Annotated in this window: 6 protein-coding genes; 2 read left to right on the forward strand and 4 right to left on the reverse strand. The window is 57.5% G+C overall.

Annotation, left to right across the window (positions count from 1 at the left end; translation table 11 throughout):
• Positions 1-53 precede the first annotated feature (53 nt).
• The 4 genes from J2I48_RS19600 to J2I48_RS19615 all read right to left on the reverse strand — a co-directional run bounded on the left by J2I48_RS19600 (position 54) and on the right by J2I48_RS19615 (position 16,613).
• Complete coding sequence (locus J2I48_RS19600) at positions 54-8,786, reverse strand: Ig-like domain-containing protein (protein ID WP_207337190.1); 8,733 nt, start codon at positions 8,784-8,786, stop codon at positions 54-56.
• A gap of 179 nt (positions 8,787-8,965) precedes the next feature.
• Positions 8,966-14,146 carry a DUF8202 domain-containing protein gene (locus tag J2I48_RS19605; RefSeq protein ID WP_207337191.1) on the reverse strand — a complete coding sequence of 1,727 codons (5,181 nt, stop codon included), beginning with the start codon at positions 14,144-14,146 and terminating at the stop codon, positions 8,966-8,968.
• Positions 14,147-15,161: 1,015 nt separating this feature from the next.
• Entirely contained in the window at positions 15,162-16,049 is an 888-nt protein-coding gene (locus J2I48_RS19610; RefSeq protein WP_207337192.1) for a hypothetical protein, read from the reverse strand.
• A gap of 75 nt (positions 16,050-16,124) precedes the next feature.
• Entirely contained in the window at positions 16,125-16,613 is a 489-nt protein-coding gene (locus J2I48_RS19615; RefSeq protein WP_207337193.1) for a hypothetical protein, read from the reverse strand.
• A 637-nt stretch (positions 16,614-17,250) separates the two neighbouring features.
• Here J2I48_RS19615 and J2I48_RS19620 point away from each other — a divergent pair.
• Together J2I48_RS19620 and J2I48_RS19625 are read left to right on the forward strand one after the other, a co-directional pair.
• Positions 17,251-17,964 carry a LytR/AlgR family response regulator transcription factor gene (locus J2I48_RS19620; RefSeq protein WP_207337194.1) on the forward strand — a complete coding sequence of 238 codons (714 nt, stop codon included), beginning with the start codon at positions 17,251-17,253 and terminating at the stop codon, positions 17,962-17,964.
• 264 nt (positions 17,965-18,228) lie between these two features.
• Entirely contained in the window at positions 18,229-19,044 is an 816-nt protein-coding gene (locus tag J2I48_RS19625) for a helix-turn-helix transcriptional regulator (RefSeq protein WP_207337195.1), read from the forward strand.
• The last annotated feature ends 20 nt before the right edge of the window (positions 19,045-19,064 follow it).

Below are 19,064 nucleotides of genomic sequence, written 5' to 3' on the forward strand. Positions count from 1 at the left end.
ACAAAACGATGGGTTGCCGCGTCAACCGGCTGGTTGACGCGGCGGTAGATTGATTAAGGCAACTGCTCGACCATAAAGTCGTAGTTGTACAACTGGAGCATATTGAGCGGGTAGGTAACCACTACGTTGTCGAAGACCACCGTGGGGTCATTGACCGATCCCTGGTACTTCGCCTTGCCGTTCAGGTTGAGGTCCCCAAAGAAGTAGCCAAAGGCGAAGTCGTAGTTGTACGACGGGTTTGCAATGGCGCCCTGGGCGGTGATAACATCGTTCAGTACATGACCGTTGTCTGAACCACCACCCACGTACTTAACCTTCCCATCAGCGTTGGCATCACCCGCCCACAAGGCACGTTTACCGTTGACCGTGACCATCTCTACACCGTCGTAATTAACCGCACCAGGCTTGTCATAAACCTGTGCATCGGTCATCGCCGTAAAGTCGACGGTGGTGCCTATGCTGCTCAGAGGCAGTGCCGTGGCGGTCATGGCCCCCAGGTGGTTGCGGTGTTTCACCGCCACATAGTACTGAGTGCCCGCCAGGCCCGTGAAGCTGAGCGGTGATAGCCCATCGGCGGGCAGCACCACGTCACCGTCACGTTGCAGTAGGCCGGAGCGCGTAGCCAGCACCTGCGCCGGATTACCCGCGCTGCGCAGTTCAACCAGCACCCAGTCCACAATGGCGTTGGGTGTACCGGCATTGGCCGATAGCACCGCCGGGGTGGTCGTTTCGCCGCCACCGCCACCCGCCTGGGTAAAGCGGGCATTGGCTGTGGCCGAGTAGGGCGTAGTGAGCGGCACGTAGCCACCCGTCCGCAGGTCGTCGCGCATCAATGAACCACTGTTCACACCCAGCAGGGCGCCCTGAAGCAACACCTTGACGTTCAGGCTAACCGTACCCTGCGTGACAGGAACTACTATCGTTCTGCTGGTGCAGCCTGTTGAATTACAGGCGGTAACCACTACGCTTGTTGCCCCGGTTGGTACCGTAATGGTGCAGGTAAACGTACCTGACGCACTAGCCGTGGTCTGGCAGAGGGTGTTGCCCGTAGGATCGGTGATGGTCACCTTGCTGCCCGGCGTAGTCGTACCCGTGACAGGCTGCGTGGGCTGACCTGGCACGAGGGGATCTACCACTAGACTTGGTGAACCTACGGCCGTGAAGCTGTTGGTCACCGCCGAGGCTGACCCACCCGGATTCGTCGCTACCGCCGTGAGCGTCTGCGGGCCAGGGGCTACGCTCACCGTGCAGCTGTAGCTGCCCGTCTGGGTGGCCGTGGTGCTACACAAGGTCGTGCTGTTGGGGCCTAAGATGGCCACCAACGCCCCCGGCGTAGCCGTGCCTGACACCGTGGGCGTCAGCGTGGCTACGGTTGGCAGGGGGTCCACCCCGATGCTGGGCACAGGCAGGGCCGTGCGACTGACGGGCAGGCTGGTGCAGCCACTGGCGTTGCAGGCCGTAACGGTCAGGGTGTTGACCCCTGCCGTCAGGCTGACCGGGCAGCTGAAGGTGCCACTGCTGCCCACCGTGGTGGCACACAGGGTGCGGCCCGCCGGGTCGGTGATCACCACCTGACTGCCCGGGGTGGCCGTGCCTGTCAGGGGCTGGGTCAGGGGACCGGGCTTGCCCACCGGGTCGACGATCAGTGTGGGTGAACCCACTGCCGTGAAGCTGTTGGTGGTGGCCGAGGCCGACCCACCCGGATTCGTTGCCACCGCCGTGAGCGTCTGGGGACCGGGGGCCACATTCACCGTACAGCTGTAGCTGCCCGTCTGGGTGGCGGTGGTGCTACAGAGGGTGGTGCTGCCTGGTCCCAGGATGGCCACCAGGGCACCGGGCGTGGCCGTACCGCTGATGGTAGGCGTGACGGTGGCGATGGCGGGCACGGGGTCCACAGCGATGGTGGGCACGGGCACTGCCGTCCGGCTGGTTGGCTGACTAATGCACCCGCTGGCGTTGCAGGCTGTCACCGTCAGGTTGTTCACCCCACTGGTGAGGTTCACCGGACAGCTAAACGTACCTGAGGTACTCGCCGTAGTTTGGCACAGGGTATTGCCCGCGGGGTCGGTAATCACCACCTGAGCACCGGGCGTAGCCGTGCCCGTCACAGGCTGGGTCAACGGACCCGGCACAGGCGGAGCTACCACCAGGCCAGGACCCACCAGAGCCGTCACGCTCGTGCAGGTGCTGCTGTTGCAGGCCGTTACCACCACACTCGTCACACTTGTGGGCAAGGTTGCCGGGCATGAGAACGTGCCTGAGGCACTCGCCGTAGTTTGGCACAGGGTATTGCCTGTGGGGTCAGTGATCACTACCTGACTACCCGGCGTGGCTGTACCCGTCACGGGTCCCGTAGGTGGCACTGGGTTTACCACCAGTGTGGGTGCACCGCCGCTAGCTGTAAAGCTTGTGCTGGCAGGTAGGCTGCTGCCGCCGGGGTTGCCCGCCGTGGCCGTGGCCGTAGCGGGTCCTGCCGGGAAGCGGATACCTGTGGCTGTCCAATTGCCACTGGGGTCTGCCGTTACACTCACCGGACCGCCCGTCGAGCCGGGACCACCTACTACCGTGACCACACTACCTGGCGTAGCCGTACCGGTGAAGATGGGCGTCAGGCTAGCCGTAGTCGTGCCGGGGGCAGGCGAGGAGATAGCCACCGTGGGTGCCGGCAGGGCCGTGCGGCTGATAGGCTGGCTGGTGCAACCGGCTGTGTTGCAAGCCGTCACCGTCAGGTTATTTACCCCGCTGGTGAGGTTCACCGGACAGCTAAACGTACCTGATGTGCCCACTGTGGTGGCACACAGGGTGCGGCCCGCCGGGTCGGTAATCACCACCTGACTGCCTGGCGTGGCCGTGCCTGTCAGGGGTTGAGTGAGGGGGCCGGGTTTGCCCACAAGGTCTACCACCAGCGTGGGTACACCCACGGCCGTGAAGCTGTTGGTCACTGCCGAAGCCGATCCTCCTGGGTTACTGGCTACCGCCGTCAATGTTTGCGGGCCAGGCGCTACGCTCACCGTGCAGCTGTAACTACCTGTTTGCGTGGCCGTGGTGCTACAGAGCGTGGTGCTGTTGGGACCTAAAATAGCTACCAGTGCCCCCGGCGTAGCCGTGCCCGACACCGTGGGTGTCAGTGTGGCTACGGTTGGCATCGGATCTACCGCAATTGTGGGCGCTGGAACGCCAGCCATCACCGCCGTTTTGCTGGTGCAACCCGCTGTATTACAAGCCGTCACGACTACACTCGTTACGTTTGTGGGCAGGGTGACAGTACAGGTAAACGTACCTGACGCACTAGCCGTGGTCTGGCAGAGGGTGTTGCCCGTAGGATCGGTGATCACCACCTGGCTCCCCGGCGTGGTCGTACCCGTGACAGGCTGCGTGGGCTGACCTGGCACGAGGGGATCTACCACCAAACTTGGTGAACCCACCGCCGTGAAGCTCGTCACGGCTGAGGCCGAACCGCCTGGGTTGCTGGCTACCGCCGTCAGGCTATTAACTCCGCCCGGCACGTTGACCACACACGAATAAGTACCCGCCTGGGTGGCCGTGGTGCTACAGAGCGTGGTGCTGTTTGGTCCCAGAATGGCCACTAGGGCACCCGGTGTGGCTGTACCCGACACCGTTGGTGAGGTAGTAGCCGTGGTGTTCGTCGGACCCGTGATGCCAATGCTGGGCACAGGCACCGCCGTACGGCTGGTTGGCTGACTAATGCACCCGCTGGCGTTACAGGCCGTCACCGTCAGGTTGTTCACCCCTGCTGTCAGGCTAACCCCGCAAGAGAACGTACCTGAACTGCTGGCCGTAGTGGCACATACCGTGTTGCCGGTTGGATCGGTAATGACGATCTGACTGCCGGGTGTGGCCGTACCCGTAATGGGGTCGGTCAGCCGGGTTGGCGTAGTGGGCTGGGCAACGGTCAGGCTGGGCGGACCTACGGCCGTGAAGCTGTTGGTCAGCGCCGAGGCCGACCCACCCGGATTCGTTGCCACCGCCGTGAGCGCCTGCGGGCCAGGAGATACACTCACCGTGCAGCTGTAGCTGCCCGTCTGGGTGGCCGTGGTGCTACACAAGGTCGTGCTGTTGGGGCCTAAGATGGTCACCAAAGCCCCCGGCGTGGCCGTGCCTGACACCGTGGGCGTCAGCGTGGCTATAGTTGGCACAGGGTCCACCCCAATGCTGGGCACAGGCAGAGCCGTGCGACTGACGGGCAGGCTGGTGCAGCCACTGGCGTTGCAGGCCGTCACCGTGAGGGTGTTGACCCCTGCCGTTAGGCTGACCGGGCAACTGAAGGTGCCGCTGCTGCCCACCGTGGTGGCACACAGGGTGCGGCCTGCCGGGTCGGTGATCACCACCTGACTGCCCGGGGTGGCCGTGCCCGTCAGGGGCTGGGTCAGGGGACCGGGCTTGCCCACCGGGTCTACCACCAGTGTGGGTGAACCCACGGCCGTGAAGCTGTTGGTAGTCGCCGAAGCCGACCCACCGGGGTTGGTGGCCACGGCCGTCAGGGTCTGGGGACCGGGGGCCACATTGACGGTGCAGCTGTAGCTGCCTGTCTGGGTGGCGGTGGTGCTACAGAGGGTGGTGCTGCCTGGTCCCAGGATGGCCACCAGGGCACCGGGTGTGGCCGTACCGCTGATGGTGGGCGTGACGGTGGCGATGGTGGGCACGGGGTCCACAGCGATGGTGGGCACGGGCACAACACTAACCACAGCGGTTTTGCTGGTGCAACCAGCCGTGTTACAGGCCGTCACGATCACGTTGGTCACGTTTGCGGGCACCGTTATGGTACAGGCAAAGGTGCCGTTGCTACTAGCGGTCGTCTGGCAGAGGGTGTTGCCCGTGGGGTCGGTGATGGTCACCTTGCTACCCGGCGTGGCCGTACCCGTGATGGGCTGCGTGGGCGGGCCAGGTATAGTTGGGTCAACCACCAGCGTGGGGGCCGCAGCCGTCGTAAAGCTGGTGGATGCTGGTAGGCTGTTGCCACCTGCGGGTGTAGTAGCCACCGCCGTTACCGTGTTGGGTCCCGACGGAAACGTAATGCCCGTGGTCGTCCAGTTGCCGTTGTTGTCGGCCGTAACGCTTACGGGACCACCCGTGCTGCCGGGACCGCCCGTGATGGTGACCACTGCGTTGGGCGTGGCCGTGCCCGAAATGGCGGGCGTAGTGGTCGTCAGCGTGGTCCCGGCCGTTGGGCTGGTGATGGTTACCGTTGGTGCGGCTGAGCAGACTTTCATCAGCACCCCGTTCGACCAGCGGACGCAAACCCCGCCCGTTGCCGAAACGGCCGTACCAACCGTCAGCGTGGGTGGCTGGGCATTGTCGAATACCACCTGATAAACCAGGTAATCGCCGGTGGGTACGTTGCTCAGGCTGCTGCCGTTGGCAGTTGACACCGCCCGGATCACGCCCGTTGGGTCAACAGCTACGAGGCGCGACGTCTGACCGGCACCCGCGCCAGGGCCACTTGTTGTTACCGACAAACTGCCCGTGCGGGTATCACAATTACCTGACGTGCAGGCTGAACTACTAACGGACAGCGTTACCGGTGTGGCATATACGTCGGGGCAGCCGGTGGCCGTATTCAGCACCGCCCGGTATTGCTGACCGTTTTGCGCGTTCATGAAGGTGTAGTACGCCTGCCCGGCGGTATTGGGCAGGTCGTTCCAGCTTGCTCCACCGGTAGTGGATGTTTGCCAGCGGACCACGTTGCCTGCCGAGCCAGTTACCGTCAGGCTGCCAATGTTACTGGTGGCGCAGAGGGCACCGCTGCCGCTGTAGACCACCGTGCCGCCCACCGCAGTACACGAGTTGATGGTGCAGCTTTGCGGTACGTTCACGATAACATCCAGCACGCAGTCATCCGACCCGTTGAAAAGCCGTACCGTATAGACCTGTCCGGTATTGGGTGCGTTGCTGATGACCGCTACCGGGAAGCCCGACATGGGGGTAGCGGCGGTGAATGACACGCCCGTAAATGACGAACCAACGCTCACGGCATAATGGGTAGCACTGGTGGCCGACACGATTTCGACTTTACCGTCGTTGTTGTTGGTCGACCCGTTGCAGGTGGCTGCCACTGCCGATACCGATGCCGCTACGTCTGAGCAATATACCCCCGCATCGAACGAGTGGTCGACAAAGCCGTAATCGCCGGTGGTGACTACAATCTGCGGAACACCCCCCGGACGGGCACCCAGGGCTGTTGAGAGCACGTTGGGGTCGGCGTCGGAGTCGTTTTGTTCGGGGTTGCTGCCCTGCCCCACGTCGGGGGTGGTGAGCTTGTATTTGTTGCCACCAACGGTCATCTCCTGGGTTGTGCTGTTGAACTGCCCAGCGCCGAAGAGGATATTATAGGTGGTATTGGGCAGGATAGTATGGCCCAGCAAGGTGGAGAAATAGTACTCGCCAGCGGCGTTGGTAGTAGTCGAGGCTACCAGCGTGGGGCCTTTGTAGAGTTGCAGTTGCACTCCCGCCATCGGCTGCTCGTCGGCATCCTGCACCCCGTTGCGGTTGGCATCTTTCCAGAGCCGGTTACCCAGTTCAATATACTGCGCCTGCGCACAGGCCAGCTCAATGTCACCCAAGCCAGTGGCTTTACCTGACGTACCTGGACCGGTGAGCACACCATTGACATAGCGCTGGTAGACTATGAAGGCATCGTTTACCCCACCTGTGCTGTTGCTTAACCGCCGTACTCCGTTTGCCCACACAAAATCGCCGGCAACGGTGGCATTCGGCAAATTAATGGGGTCCATAATGGTTGCCACTACTTCACCAGATCCAGGCTTTAGGGCCAGCCCACCCAAGGCGTTTTCAGCGTGGCCTAAGTAGTTAGGATCAGTTGTCATCAGCAGGTCGTCATTATAAAATTCGCCAAAACCTGGCCCCTGATTGTTATTGGGTTTATAGCCCGTAGCAGGTCCAGCTTTGGCGTTATTTTCCAGAATAAAGGTGCCGTTGCTTAAGTAGGCCCGTAGCATGTCTCCCCCCGAAACGGTGGTAAGTATCGTGGTGCCCGTGGGGCCATAGTTCTCTGCGCTGAATTGCATCCCCCCACGGTCTCCATAACCCAATACCATAGAGCCATCTACATCGAACTCGATGTCGGTCAGCATGGGTTGGTGGTAGAGCACGAGGCCAGCAGAAGGCTGTGGATACACGGCGAAATCATCGCTCCACGGAAACCAGCCTGTGATATTGACGCCACCAGCCCAACCTTTTGGATAGGTCATTGGAATAGAGAAAGCCTGCTTCCAGGCGCCCGTTGCCGGATCAAGCTGGTATACGTAGCTAATCATGTTCGATTTGGTCGAGGTCGACGCGTCGCACACAACACCGGCATACACATACCCACGCGATACTTTTAAGGCCCAGCTTCGGCGGGAACCGCCCACGCAACCAGGATCAGGTATTGGAAACAACTTGACGTTAGCCGCCGTGGGCTTGGGGCCGCCGAGGTTATAGGCCGACATGTCGATTTCATAGACCGTATTGTCGAAGACGTTGGTAAAATACAGCTTCGAGTTATCGTCGGAGAAGTCCATACCGCCGATACCCACCTTACCCACAGCGGTAAATGCCTGCGGGTCGTTGCTTTTGGCCGCTTTGTCGCCCACCATACCACGGGCCGCGTTCGAGCCGATAGAGCCAACGTTGATACCCAGGTCATTGACCACATCTAAAAAGTTGGTCGTCACCGGAGCCGAAGGGTTGCTTAGGTCTAACTGGTAGATACCACCTATGCCTAGTGGCCCTAAGCCCGCATGCCGGCGCACAACGGCCGACGTGAACAACCGTTTCGTTGATTTATTATACGCTGTTGCCCAAGTAGCACCCAAACTGGAGTTAGGCACCATAAACGTTTTGGCCGGTGCACGTCCCGTTGAGTTATACGGAAGCCCTACCATAGCGGGGTCAGTGCCAGCCGTACCCGCTACCAGCGGATCACCGTTCACATAACAGGGCGTCATGATTATAGGGTTGGCATCGCAGAACTCGTTCTGGTTTAGCACCCCCAGGTTAGCCTGGCAGGTTGGCGCCGACAGGAACTGCACCGTAGTGCGGCTGCCACTGCCATTGGGACCACTGCGCCCACCCGACAAAAACTGCGGTATCTGGGTGTATTCAAGCCGTACGGGGTAGCTTGTGGGGGGTACCGCCAGGTTGAACTGCCCGAAGGCATCGGTGGTCGTGGTGAGCGGCGCACCTGCTTTGGGGTAGGCCGTGACGGTTACGTTCGGCACACCCACGGTTTCTGATACGGCCCGCTGCCCGTTGGCATCGAAGTCGTAATACACCGCCCCACCCAGCCCGTTACCGGTACAGGTGGTGGGTGCACAACCCGAAGGAGCCTGAATGGGCTGGGTGTTGGTGATGGTAGCACAACCCGACCGGGCTACGCTGAGGGTCAGCGCGGCACCGTTGGCAGGCACGTCGAAGGCTACCACCTGCGGCGATACAATCGTTTGAGCCCCCGTGAGGGTCGGCGTGTACGTAACCGTTATTGGCCCTGGTACAATGATGCGGGTGCCCACAACGGTGGCCCCGCGGAAAAGCGTGACGGTAATATTGCCCGTACCGGCGTTGACGCTACCCCACGAAACCTGCACGCTTACCGTGGCCAGGCTTTGTCCGTTAGCATAATAACAACCCGAAACCGTGGCCTTGTCGATGGCCGGGCACTGCGCCTGCGCGACCGTTGTCAAGCCTGATCCCGCCAGGGCAAGCAGTACCCACAGCAGCCAGAATCGGCCAGGGTTTAGTCGCATTCGTGTGTACAGAATGTTCATGTTGATATACTATGTTGAATGTTTGGTCATTAGAATCCCACCCCACCCCCGGCCCCTCCGCAACGGCGGACCGCCCTGAAAAACAGGGGAGGGGGGAAGGACCACCTTGGATTTGCTCCCCTCTCCTTGTTTAAGGGCGGTCCGCCGTTGCGGAGGGGCCGGGGTGGGGTGGGGCCTGTCTACTTCTGTATCACGCTGATTGGGATGGGACAGATCAGCGGGCAGGCACCCGAACTGGTCGTGATGGTCACTACTGCCGAGGGCGTTTCCAGACAGCCCCCCCCGTTGTTTACGATGGCCCGGTACTGCTGTCCGTTCTGCGCGTTGGTAAACGACTGCGTCGGCAGCGTGTTCAGCAGCGGTGCCCAGTAGTTACCGCCGTCGGTGCTGGTTTCCCAACGCACCACGTTGCCGGTCTGACCCGTCAGGCTCACCACGCCGCTGTTGTTGCCCGCGCAAACCGTACCGCTGCTGGTGACGGCCGTGCCGCCCACCGGCAGGGTGGGGCAATTGATGACCGTGAAGTTGCGCACTACCCGCGCACTTTGGCCGCCACTGTTGGCGGCTACGGCCGTTACGCTGGCCGGACCGTAGGGGAACGTCAGGCCGGTGCAGGTGTAGGTGCCGCTTTTCGGAACGGTTGTCACGCACGACTGACCATTGGGGCCAAGTACCGTGACGCTGCTGAAGGGCGAGGCCGTACCCACAATGGGCGGGTTGGTATTATTGGTAGCCGTGCTGCGGGCCGGTTGGGTAATGGCCAGTGAGGGCACCACGTCCTGCCGCCAGTTGACCTGGGCGCCGTCGAAGCTGGGGTAGTAGGCCAGCACGCCGTTGTTGGCCAGCCCCGCGCCCGCCGGACCAAACTTGGTCACGTCTTTGTCGGTGCGGCTGTTATCGTCCAGCCCGTCATCATCCGCGTCGGCGTTGACTTTGGTGATGTTAGCCTCCTGCGTATCAGGCAGGCCGTCTCGGTCCGAATCGAGGTCGAGGTAGTCGGGTGTACCATCTTTATCTGTATCGATAGGCATTATTCCCCCGGCGTAAACGGCGGGAACTCCGTTTGCATCGACACTGCTGGTTACAGCGGAGTAGCTGCTGGTTGGCTGGGCTTCGATGTTATCAGGGATACCATCGCCATCGGCGTCTAAATCAAGCCTGCTGATAATCCCATCGCCGTCCGGGTCACAGGGGTCACCTAATGTTAGGGCCATACCTGAAAAAACAGGGCCATAACCAGGATTTAGACCATTGGTCTGTTCCATAGTCAACGTTGTCAGCGTAGAACTGGCCACAAATGTGAGTACCTGCTCATTCCAGACAGCAGACGACGCAAGTGCCGTTGGCGACACTGCCACACTACCTAGCACCGTTGCGCCATTGCTGGCTGAGACTGCACCCGCCTGTGGGTTGCTGGGGAATGTAGTGTGCTTTGCGGTGTAAAATGAGAAGTTATAAGCCTGTCCGGGAATTGTTTGTACGATGCGCTGAATTCGGCCATTTCCGTTTCCTCCATCAATCATATTACCGCCTACCTGTGAACGCCAGCCATACCCGCCATCGCCGGCTAAGTGAATATCGCCTGCTACGACCGTCCAACTGGAGAAGACACCCGGTGGAACGCCCGTTGCGGTTGCATTAGGACCAAGCGTCGTGATGTTCAGGTTAACCGGCGTAGTGCATGCTAGCTCCTGCGTGTCCAGAATACCGTCGTTGTCGTCGTCAAGGTCGTTTACGTCGGCCACGCCATCGTTGTCCGTATCGCGCAGCGCGAGCCGGAAGATCTGGTTGTGGTTGAGGTTTATACCCGTGAAAATCAGGTTGCTGCCTACAGTAGTGGCACTGGTAATGGGCGTTTCTTCGGCCCAGTTGCCGTCGGCATCGCGGTCGATGACCAACGCATAATCGGTGTCTTTACCCGTCAGGCCAGCGTTGGTGCGGTCGAACGCCAGTACTACCTGCTGAATAGCGTCGGTGTTGGTGGAGCCGTTCCACTCCTGCACCCGCCACCGCCGGTCCATCATGGCCGTGTAGTTGGCCGGGCCACCTGTGGCCGTGAAGCTGGTTGGTGCCCCATTATGCCCCCACAGCAGGTACTGCCCGTTGCCGCCGAAATTGGCCGGGTTGGCCGCGTTGGTGGGCGCAATCACGTTGCCCAGCGAAACCGTTACGATGGTGTTGGGGTTGCTCGACTTCGACTGTTTCTGGTACAAGCCCTGGCAATCGTCGCGACCAATACCGGCCACGTCGTTGGTAAATACGGCCTGGGTGTTGGTGTTCCAGAGCGTCTGCCCCGACCCCGACAGGTAATTATGGCCCAACGTCTGCCCGTACTTGATGGCCAGGTACGTTTCGATGCGGAATTGCTCAGTCTGCGTCAGGGGACCGGTGTAGATCAGGATTTCAGAAATCAGCCCGTTGTAGCCATTGCCGAGGTTAAACGGCGCACCCGGCGACTGCTTGCTAAAGGCGGTCATGGTGGCATCGGAGGCCAGCAGGGTGCCATTGCGCAGAATTTGCTGCGACGGGGTGGGCGTGGCGTCGGCCAGCAGGCTCCACACATACGGCACGTTCAGGGCGGCTCCCCAGGCCACTTGCAGGCGGTTGGTGGCCGAAGACGAGCCAGCGTCCCAGTACACGATGCCGTCGCCCCAGGGCAAGTGAACAGCCCAGTTATTCTGAGGCCGTACGTTGGCAATTAAGGGCAGGGTCTCTTCGTAGGCCATGGCCGTATTGACCAGGGCCGTATTTTGCAGCACGCCGAAGAAATGCACGTTATTAATAGTACCACTTGGCAGCATCCCCCCCGGCAGCACCATAGAGCGCGTGCCAAGCATGTTGAGGGAGGGGTTGAAGTTGATCAGCCCGTTGCTGCCTGCCCCGTTAAACAACGGCTGGCTGGCCACTACCGACTGAGTCAGACTAAAGGGCTGGGTGCCACTGTTCGTCCAGGCCGCTACGGTGCTGCCTGTGCCGCCCGCCGTTATAACGCCCGCGTCGGCTTTGAGCCAGAGTTGCAGGTTTTGCGCTACGCAACCCGGCGAGGGGCAAAAGCCCACCACGTTGGTCACACTGCTGCTGGCCGTGTTGTCGGCGTAGTTACACTCAGGCAGACCCGTAGAGGTGCCTAGCGCCGACAGCGACAGTGGCAGCGTCAGGGTGCCTTTGTCATTGGCCACCACAAAAAGATTAATCGGGAAACCATTGCTGCCCACGGGCAATGTAGCCGTGAATGAACTGGTTTGCCCCACCGAAACCGACGCGGGTGTTTGCACCGTGCCAACAAGCTTACTGCCAGCCTGCGTGGGGTCGCCTGCATAGAAGCTAACGTTCATACCCGTTGGCAGGGCCGCGTCGCCCGTGTTGAGCAGGCTGTAGTTGATGTACATAAACGGGCAGTTCACCACCGACCCGATGATGGCGGGCTTGGCGTTGGCTGCCGCTACGGTGCCCGGTGCCAGCATAAACCCGTCGGGGTTGAGCTGCGCGTTGAATACGTTCAGCGGTTTGCGGGTGCTGCTGGCTGGAAAAGGCAGGGCAATATTCTGCTCCTGCGCCGGAATGCTCAGGTCATCGTTGATGCTAACATACCGGTAGCCCCGCCCATTCCAGATCGTACGAGCCGGTTGCCAGGGCGCACCGCCCCCTGACTTAAACATTCGCAGTTCACCAACCATAGCAACGGCTCCCGCTGTGACACAAACAAATTCAGCGGCTCCGTCGCCGTTCACGTCGGCCACTACCGGGTGTTCCATCCAGGTGGCCGTACCTGATGGATACGAAGCTAAATTAACCGGCGCAGCCAGGTCGCCGTTGATAACCCGTATGTTCTGTTCGTCGTTATACACCAGTTCCTGAGTACCGTCGCCGTTCAGGTCAAATGCCGTAATGCCGGTCTGGCCTGAGTTGTCGGTGGTGACAATGGTCCAGACAGGCCCAGTGGTTTTGCTTAGGTTGAAAGCCGAAATTTTGCTCTGTGATGTCAGCACAACCTCAGGGTAGTTATTGACCCGACCTTCGTTGAACTGTTCGTCATATACGTTGGCAATCAGGGGAATACCCCGGTAACCGCCTACTGTCCAGTTAGCCTGCCGCATCAGCAGGGCGTTGCCGTTGGGGTCCCAGATATAGAAGTTTGTCCCATCGGCATAGGCTATGTCCAGATCACCGTCGAGGTCTAGATCACCTATCGCCGTAGGGCCGTCAGAGTTGGCCGGTACGTTGGCCGGGCTGATGGTGTTCAAATTTTTCAGGGTCGTGAGTGTGCCGTTTACCAGATCGACCTTGTACACCCGCGAACCGGCAACAAGCTCTTTGCCGGGGTTAGATGAAATCAGATCCACCACCACAGGATCGGCACCCCAGGGACCATTTGGTGCGGCGGTAACAACACCATCCCGACCGTAGGGCAGGCTTAAGCTACCAGCCACTACCCGTGTCAGTGAACCAGCCCCAAAATCGAACTGGAACACATCGGTTCCCACCACAATTTCCGGGGTGCCGTCTTCGTCAATATCGACCACACGGGGAGAACCAAAGGCAAACTGCGAGGCCACATTCGATCTGTAGCGAAATCCAGCGGTTCCGGTGGATGTTTGCCCCCCCGATGCGCTACCGCCCACATTACCAAACACATAAACAAGCCCAGTAGCAGCTACAGCGATGACCTCTGGCGTACCGTCATTGTTAATGTCGGCAACGGCGGGCTGCGAAGTAGGTTGCGTTACGCTTGTATACAGCGGAATTATGTAGTCATTGGTATTCTTGGTAAGGTTGGTGCCATCACCCTTGTAATAGCGATACCCCGTGCCACCGGCAGCGGCCACCAGGAGTTCGGGCTTTTTGTCGCCGTCCAGGTCAGCTACCGTGGGCGACTGCGAACAGGCCAACCCGTTAGCCGTTGATGTGACCCAGCCCTGCGCAATGCTAAACGCCGCTGCGGTGGCCGGGGCTGTGCAGGCGGGCACCGTGGTCGTGCTACAGTCAGAGTCGTAGCCGTCTACGTAGCCGTCGCCGTCGTCGTCGAGGCCATTGTCGCAGATTTCCGCAGCGCCGGCACTAAACGCAAATGCCCGGTCAGCACTGGTAGTGGGTCTGCCCAGCAAAAACTCGGTCGAAAATAGGGTGGTGGGTGGTGCAGGCCTGCTTCTTAAACGAGCTACAGGCCTAGGAGTTTCACCAGGCTGGTACCCCGTACGTACCCGCGCCACGCCTGCCTGATTAACAGCGAGCGTTTGGGCGTAGTAGACCGAAGGAGGTAGCAGGGCTAGCAGCAGGGCAAACCAGGCCAGTCGCGGCCGAAATGCCCGGTCCGTCTTTGTGGGACCATTATGCATAAGGTTGTGTAATTTTCGGTTCATAAACGTATTCTTTGTTGATAATCACGGGAGTACAGCCCAATTGATCGTTGGTTGCAGCTACTGCCTCGCCTATTGAGATTGGCCTCTGAGGTGGGAAGCTTAACGCTGCCACCTTCGCTCTTTAGTTTTCCATACGCTTAGACTACGTCAGTTAGTTACGTCAGTGTGATTGATTAGAAAAGTGGGGTTTAGGGCACATTAATTACCGTGGGTAACGGATATGTATATACGTCTACCTGTCAACACGGTCTACCGCACATAGGGCAGCCGAAAACTTGGAGGGCGCGTCAGCCTGGAGAGAGCTGACAACGTATGTACATGGAATTAGGCGGGTAAGTGTACTGGCGCATAACCTTGCCAGCCTGATAACCCTAAAGCAAATGCCCTGACAAACATGAGCATTGATTTATTCTTCGGCCAAAATCTGACATGAACACCGAGTTTTCTATGCTCAACTAGTGGAATCATCTACCCTAATTGGCTATTTGTTGAAGTTGACCAATAAGGCTACGTTTTGTTATTGTATTGGTTTATCAAAACTATCCTCAACACTATGTTTTGTCTATCTGAATAGCCCATTCTGTACATCGAATAGCGAGTTCTGTGTTGTTAACTGCTTCATTCCTGTACTGAACTTTTATCATTTGGCAAGAATAATGCTTACCAGAAAATCACCGCCCACCAATTGAGTAATCACTACCGCTAAGGCCCGATTGCGGTGGTAAGCGGTTAGGCAAGCACAAAAAAAATAGCTGCTTGTTGGCAGCTATCGTTACTATCCACTTCAGGTAGGGCCTGGGGTCCTCCCGCATTAAGCTACCAAATGACTCATGACCCTGGGGTGAACGAGCGTAGAATGAACAGTGTATCATTGGGCAAATAGGTTTTCGGGCTGTTGTCTGCCTATACACAGACAACAGCAAATAGACGCCATGACCCGTGATATACAAGGGCGGCGTGGTTAAACTGCACGTTGTGGTTGGTTTATTGCCCCTAACGCGCGTTTTTCTGCTTTCTACTTAATGTTGGCCATGATACGGTTTCGTACCTGTGGCTGCTTAACCAGCCGGTTGAAGTCCAGCCATATCCGAATCACGCCCACATCCAGGCTAAGGTCACAGGCGTTAATCCAGGAAAACTGTTTATGGCGAAACCTTAATTCGTAGAATGAATAATCATCCAAGCGGCAGTATGATTTAATCTGATACATCAGCCACAAGTGCTCTCTAAGGCTGTAGATCGTTTCAATCTGCTTGTGGTCTAATAAGTCATAAATAGCCCGGCTGATAAATGACCCGCAACTGGTCTGGGAGTGACCGTTTGCCAGTTCATGCGGCGTAGGTTTGAACACCGTGTTTCGATACACAGGGTTGTGCCACCAAAGTGCCAGTTGGATGGCCATCATTCGTCTAACTATCCGTTGATGTTCTACTGTTTCCTCTCCTTTCAGGGGCTTATGGCTGAGTACAAACAGGTGAAGGCAATGGGTCGCCGTTGGCGCATGCAGCACAATAGCCGGTGAGCCTGCCAGACCCAGGCTAGTGATACAGTAGTCGATGATACTGTGCCATTCTGCTGCCGCCAGCTGCACATCGGCCGATAGGTCGACTTTTACGCGCAACATGGCTTTTGTCGGGTTGGTAGCCAGTTGACAGAACTCTTTCAATACATCCATTCGCGTTTCGCCCCTCAGCTGTTGCCGAAAAAAAGGGGGCACGTTTTCGGTAAAAAAGAATTTATTGCTATGCGCAACAGTTTCGGTGATGCGCTTACGGGCCCGTTTCCCGTCAACCAGCGTAGTCGTTACTGAAAACGTCTCGGTCAACTGGTTAATCGACAAACGCCTGCTATTGACGTCATTGTAATACAACGGGTGTTCCTGGTAATTACTGACTGTCATCATGATTGAGCTATTTTGGGCCGTTTGCTCCCCCGCATCTCACCAGTGTGAGGGAGCAACGGTTAGTTGATTGGCTGATTAAGCAGTGAGTTGTATGCTGATCACGATTGGCTCTCTGGCAGCCAGGTCACTGGCTACAGTGGTTGAACCAGCAGCTATGCAGAGGGGCGCACTGGCCTTGTAACACCTAAGCGCCGAATCGAGCAGCATTAGCTCATTTTGCCGCCACCGGTCTGCATCGGCGTCCCGGTCCCTGAGTTTGACCCGGTTTAATTGAGTTTTCTTCAGTAGTTGCCGCAAAACCGGGTTAGGTAGTTGCAACAAGTGGTCGGCCAGGTAGCGCAGGCTCCGGATAGTTGTACTGGACTGGTCAAGTGCAGTAGCCAGTTGTTCAAGTTCCGTGGGTCGCCAGCTGTTAGGATTTCTCTTGCGCAGGAGAACCTTGTAGGGCGTACTATTTAACCATAGTGCCAGGTCCCCAACGCTAAGTGCCCCATCGTCGAGTTTTCTTAGAATAGCCATCCGGCTTTTCAGGTAGGTATCTACCAGGTGTGTTACTCGTTCCATTGATTTATCTTAAACAGCTAATGGGCACGTAGATCGGCACCTACCGGTATCGTATATACGTCGCTAGTTTGTTAAGGTGCGTCAGCGTACGCAGGCGTATATAGTGGTGATGATAAGCCCCGTAGCGAAGCAAAAATGTGGTGCGCCTGAACAGACGCACCAGCATTGAACAATGTTGCTTTACCCAACTAGTAGAGTTGCAGGAGCAAACAACGGCGCAACTTTTTGTGCTAATGCGCTTGTGGGCGGTTTCTGCTCTCAAAAGGCCACTTTAGTTAGTGGACTTAGCGATTTGATTACGTGAACGTTCCCTGTCAACTATTCCCATAACGATGTAACTAAATCGAGTTTCGGCACAGAGGTAATTAGTACACGAAGGCGGCTTTTTTTATCCTGAACATATAGATTTACTGTGCTTAAAATAGCTTTTGATCGTCTTTTTTTAGGCACTTTTCACCATTTAACAGCACAAACTGGCAGGATAAATGTTTCTGCCCATGCTTAGTTGTATTTACAATTGTTGCTATAGTCATTCGTAAAGCTCATCCAGGTGATAGCCATTAACGTATATTTGCTTGGTAGGCTATCCGGATTAATCACCATCTGATGCTCTCCTTACAGCCCATTACCAATACCTATGACCATAAAGCAGTACCTTGTCGTTGATGACAGCGAACAGGATGTCGAGTTGTTAACTCAGCGGCTTGATAAATTCACATTCTATAAGTCAGTGGGTGCAGTCAGCACAATCGAGGCCGCTCTCAACATGTTAGCTACACAACGTATCGACCTTATTTTTCTTGATGTTCATCTTCCCAACCAATCCGGAATGACCCTCTTGAAAATAGGCGCTACGTTGCCGCCGGTTATCATCATCAGTGCGTATCCGGAATATGCCGTTGATAGCTATGAAATTGGTCGGGCTGCCGACTACCTACTTAAGCCCTATACAGACGAGCGCCTGCATATGGCCCTCAATCGCGCTTCGCAGCTTCAGTCGCAAAACCAGCCTTCGCTTACAGACGAAGCCATTTTTCTGAAGATGGGCCGTCGTATTCAGCGGTTCGACTTTCGGTCTATACTGTACGTGGAGGCCTTCGGCATTTATTCTAAGGTATACGCGGATGAACAACTATTTGTGGTGAACGAACGCCTGTCGGCCATGACGCAGTTATTACCTGCCCGACTCTTTATCCGCATCCATAAATCGTACCTTATTAACCTTGGGAAGATCACTAGCTATGACCGACACTCTATCTACTTAGGGAAAACGCAGCTTCCAATCGGGATCTCGTACCGCCCTCGCCTGGAAGGGTTACTAGCCCTGTTTGATGGTAGTGACGACAGCTAGCTCAGGGCACTGTCAGCACTACTTCGCCAGGCCGTATAAATCGATAGGTTTTACCAGAACGGCCGCGATACTATGCCACTATGCTACAATCAGATACTGCTACTTTTTCGGCGGCAACGGCAGCACGTAGTCGCGTGCTTTGAGGCGCCGACGGGTGGCCTCTGTTTATTCAGCTAACTGTTTTTTGTCTGTGTGCCACAAAAACTTTTAGGCAGCAACAAACCAACGACAGAGATGCCCGAGTGTTCTAAAAGCGAGATTTTTATGCCATACGAACTCATTTCGCCACCTCCCGCGCTAACTGATTACATCCGGTACGGCTGGCGGTTAACGAGCCAGACGGGCCACCCGCACCTTGACGCCATTGACGTAGTGGCCGATGGTTGCCCCGGAATTATGTGCATGCCAAACGGGGAGGTGCATCGACACAACAAAAGGTTGCCCCAGATTATTCTGTATGGGCAGTCTGTCAAGCCGGTGCAGCTTACTTTGACCGGAGAATCTACCGTGTTAGGCATCTGTTTTTATCCCGATGCCCTAAAGGCACTCTTTGGTCTCGATGCGTTCGAACTGACCGATACGTGTATGGATATGAGCGAGCTATTCTGCGTCCGCGACAAGCCTCTGCTCGAACGACTGTTGCAGCCTGCTTCGGCCAACTCAGTCGACAGTTTGTTCGGGTACGTATCGGCTCACCTTCAGGACCACAACCCGAACACAGACCCGGCAATCGCCCAGGCATTGAACGAGATGATCCGGTCGAATGGCAACATAACGCTGAAGGCATTGCAGGATACTCTGCGGCTTACGGAACGAAGTCTGGAGCGCCGGTTCAAACAGAGCGTGGGTATCTCCCCCAAGCTGTTTGCCCGCATTTGTCGCTTTCAGGCTGCCTTGAACCAGTTGACGAATGGACGTTACGACAAGCTCTCCGACGTCGCCTACGAAAGCGGCTACGCCGATCATTCGCACTTCACCCGAACGTTTAAAGCGTTTACGGGAATTCTGCCGACGGAATATCACCAAAAAACCAAACAGGAAGCACTAGCAGCAGGGTTGGCCGGGGTTCATACTGCCTGATGATGACCGGGCAGATCAGC

This window comes from Fibrella aquatilis (assembly GCF_017353255.1).
Lineage (GTDB): Bacteria > Bacteroidota > Bacteroidia > Cytophagales > Spirosomataceae > Fibrella > Fibrella aquatilis.

Excerpts from the sequence above, each read along its gene's own strand:
- J2I48_RS19600 (WP_207337190.1), bottom strand. The coding sequence starts at position 8,786 with ATGAACATTCTGTACACACGAATGCGACTAAACCCTGGCCGATTCTGG.
- J2I48_RS19605 (WP_207337191.1), bottom strand. The coding sequence starts at position 14,146 with ATGAACCGAAAATTACACAACCTTATGCATAATGGTCCCACAAAGACG.
- J2I48_RS19610 (WP_207337192.1), bottom strand. The coding sequence starts at position 16,049 with ATGATGACAGTCAGTAATTACCAGGAACACCCGTTGTATTACAATGAC.
- J2I48_RS19615 (WP_207337193.1), bottom strand. The coding sequence starts at position 16,613 with ATGGAACGAGTAACACACCTGGTAGATACCTACCTGAAAAGCCGGATG.
- J2I48_RS19620 (WP_207337194.1), top strand. The coding sequence starts at position 17,251 with ATGACCATAAAGCAGTACCTTGTCGTTGATGACAGCGAACAGGATGTC.
- J2I48_RS19625 (WP_207337195.1), top strand. The coding sequence starts at position 18,229 with ATGCCATACGAACTCATTTCGCCACCTCCCGCGCTAACTGATTACATC.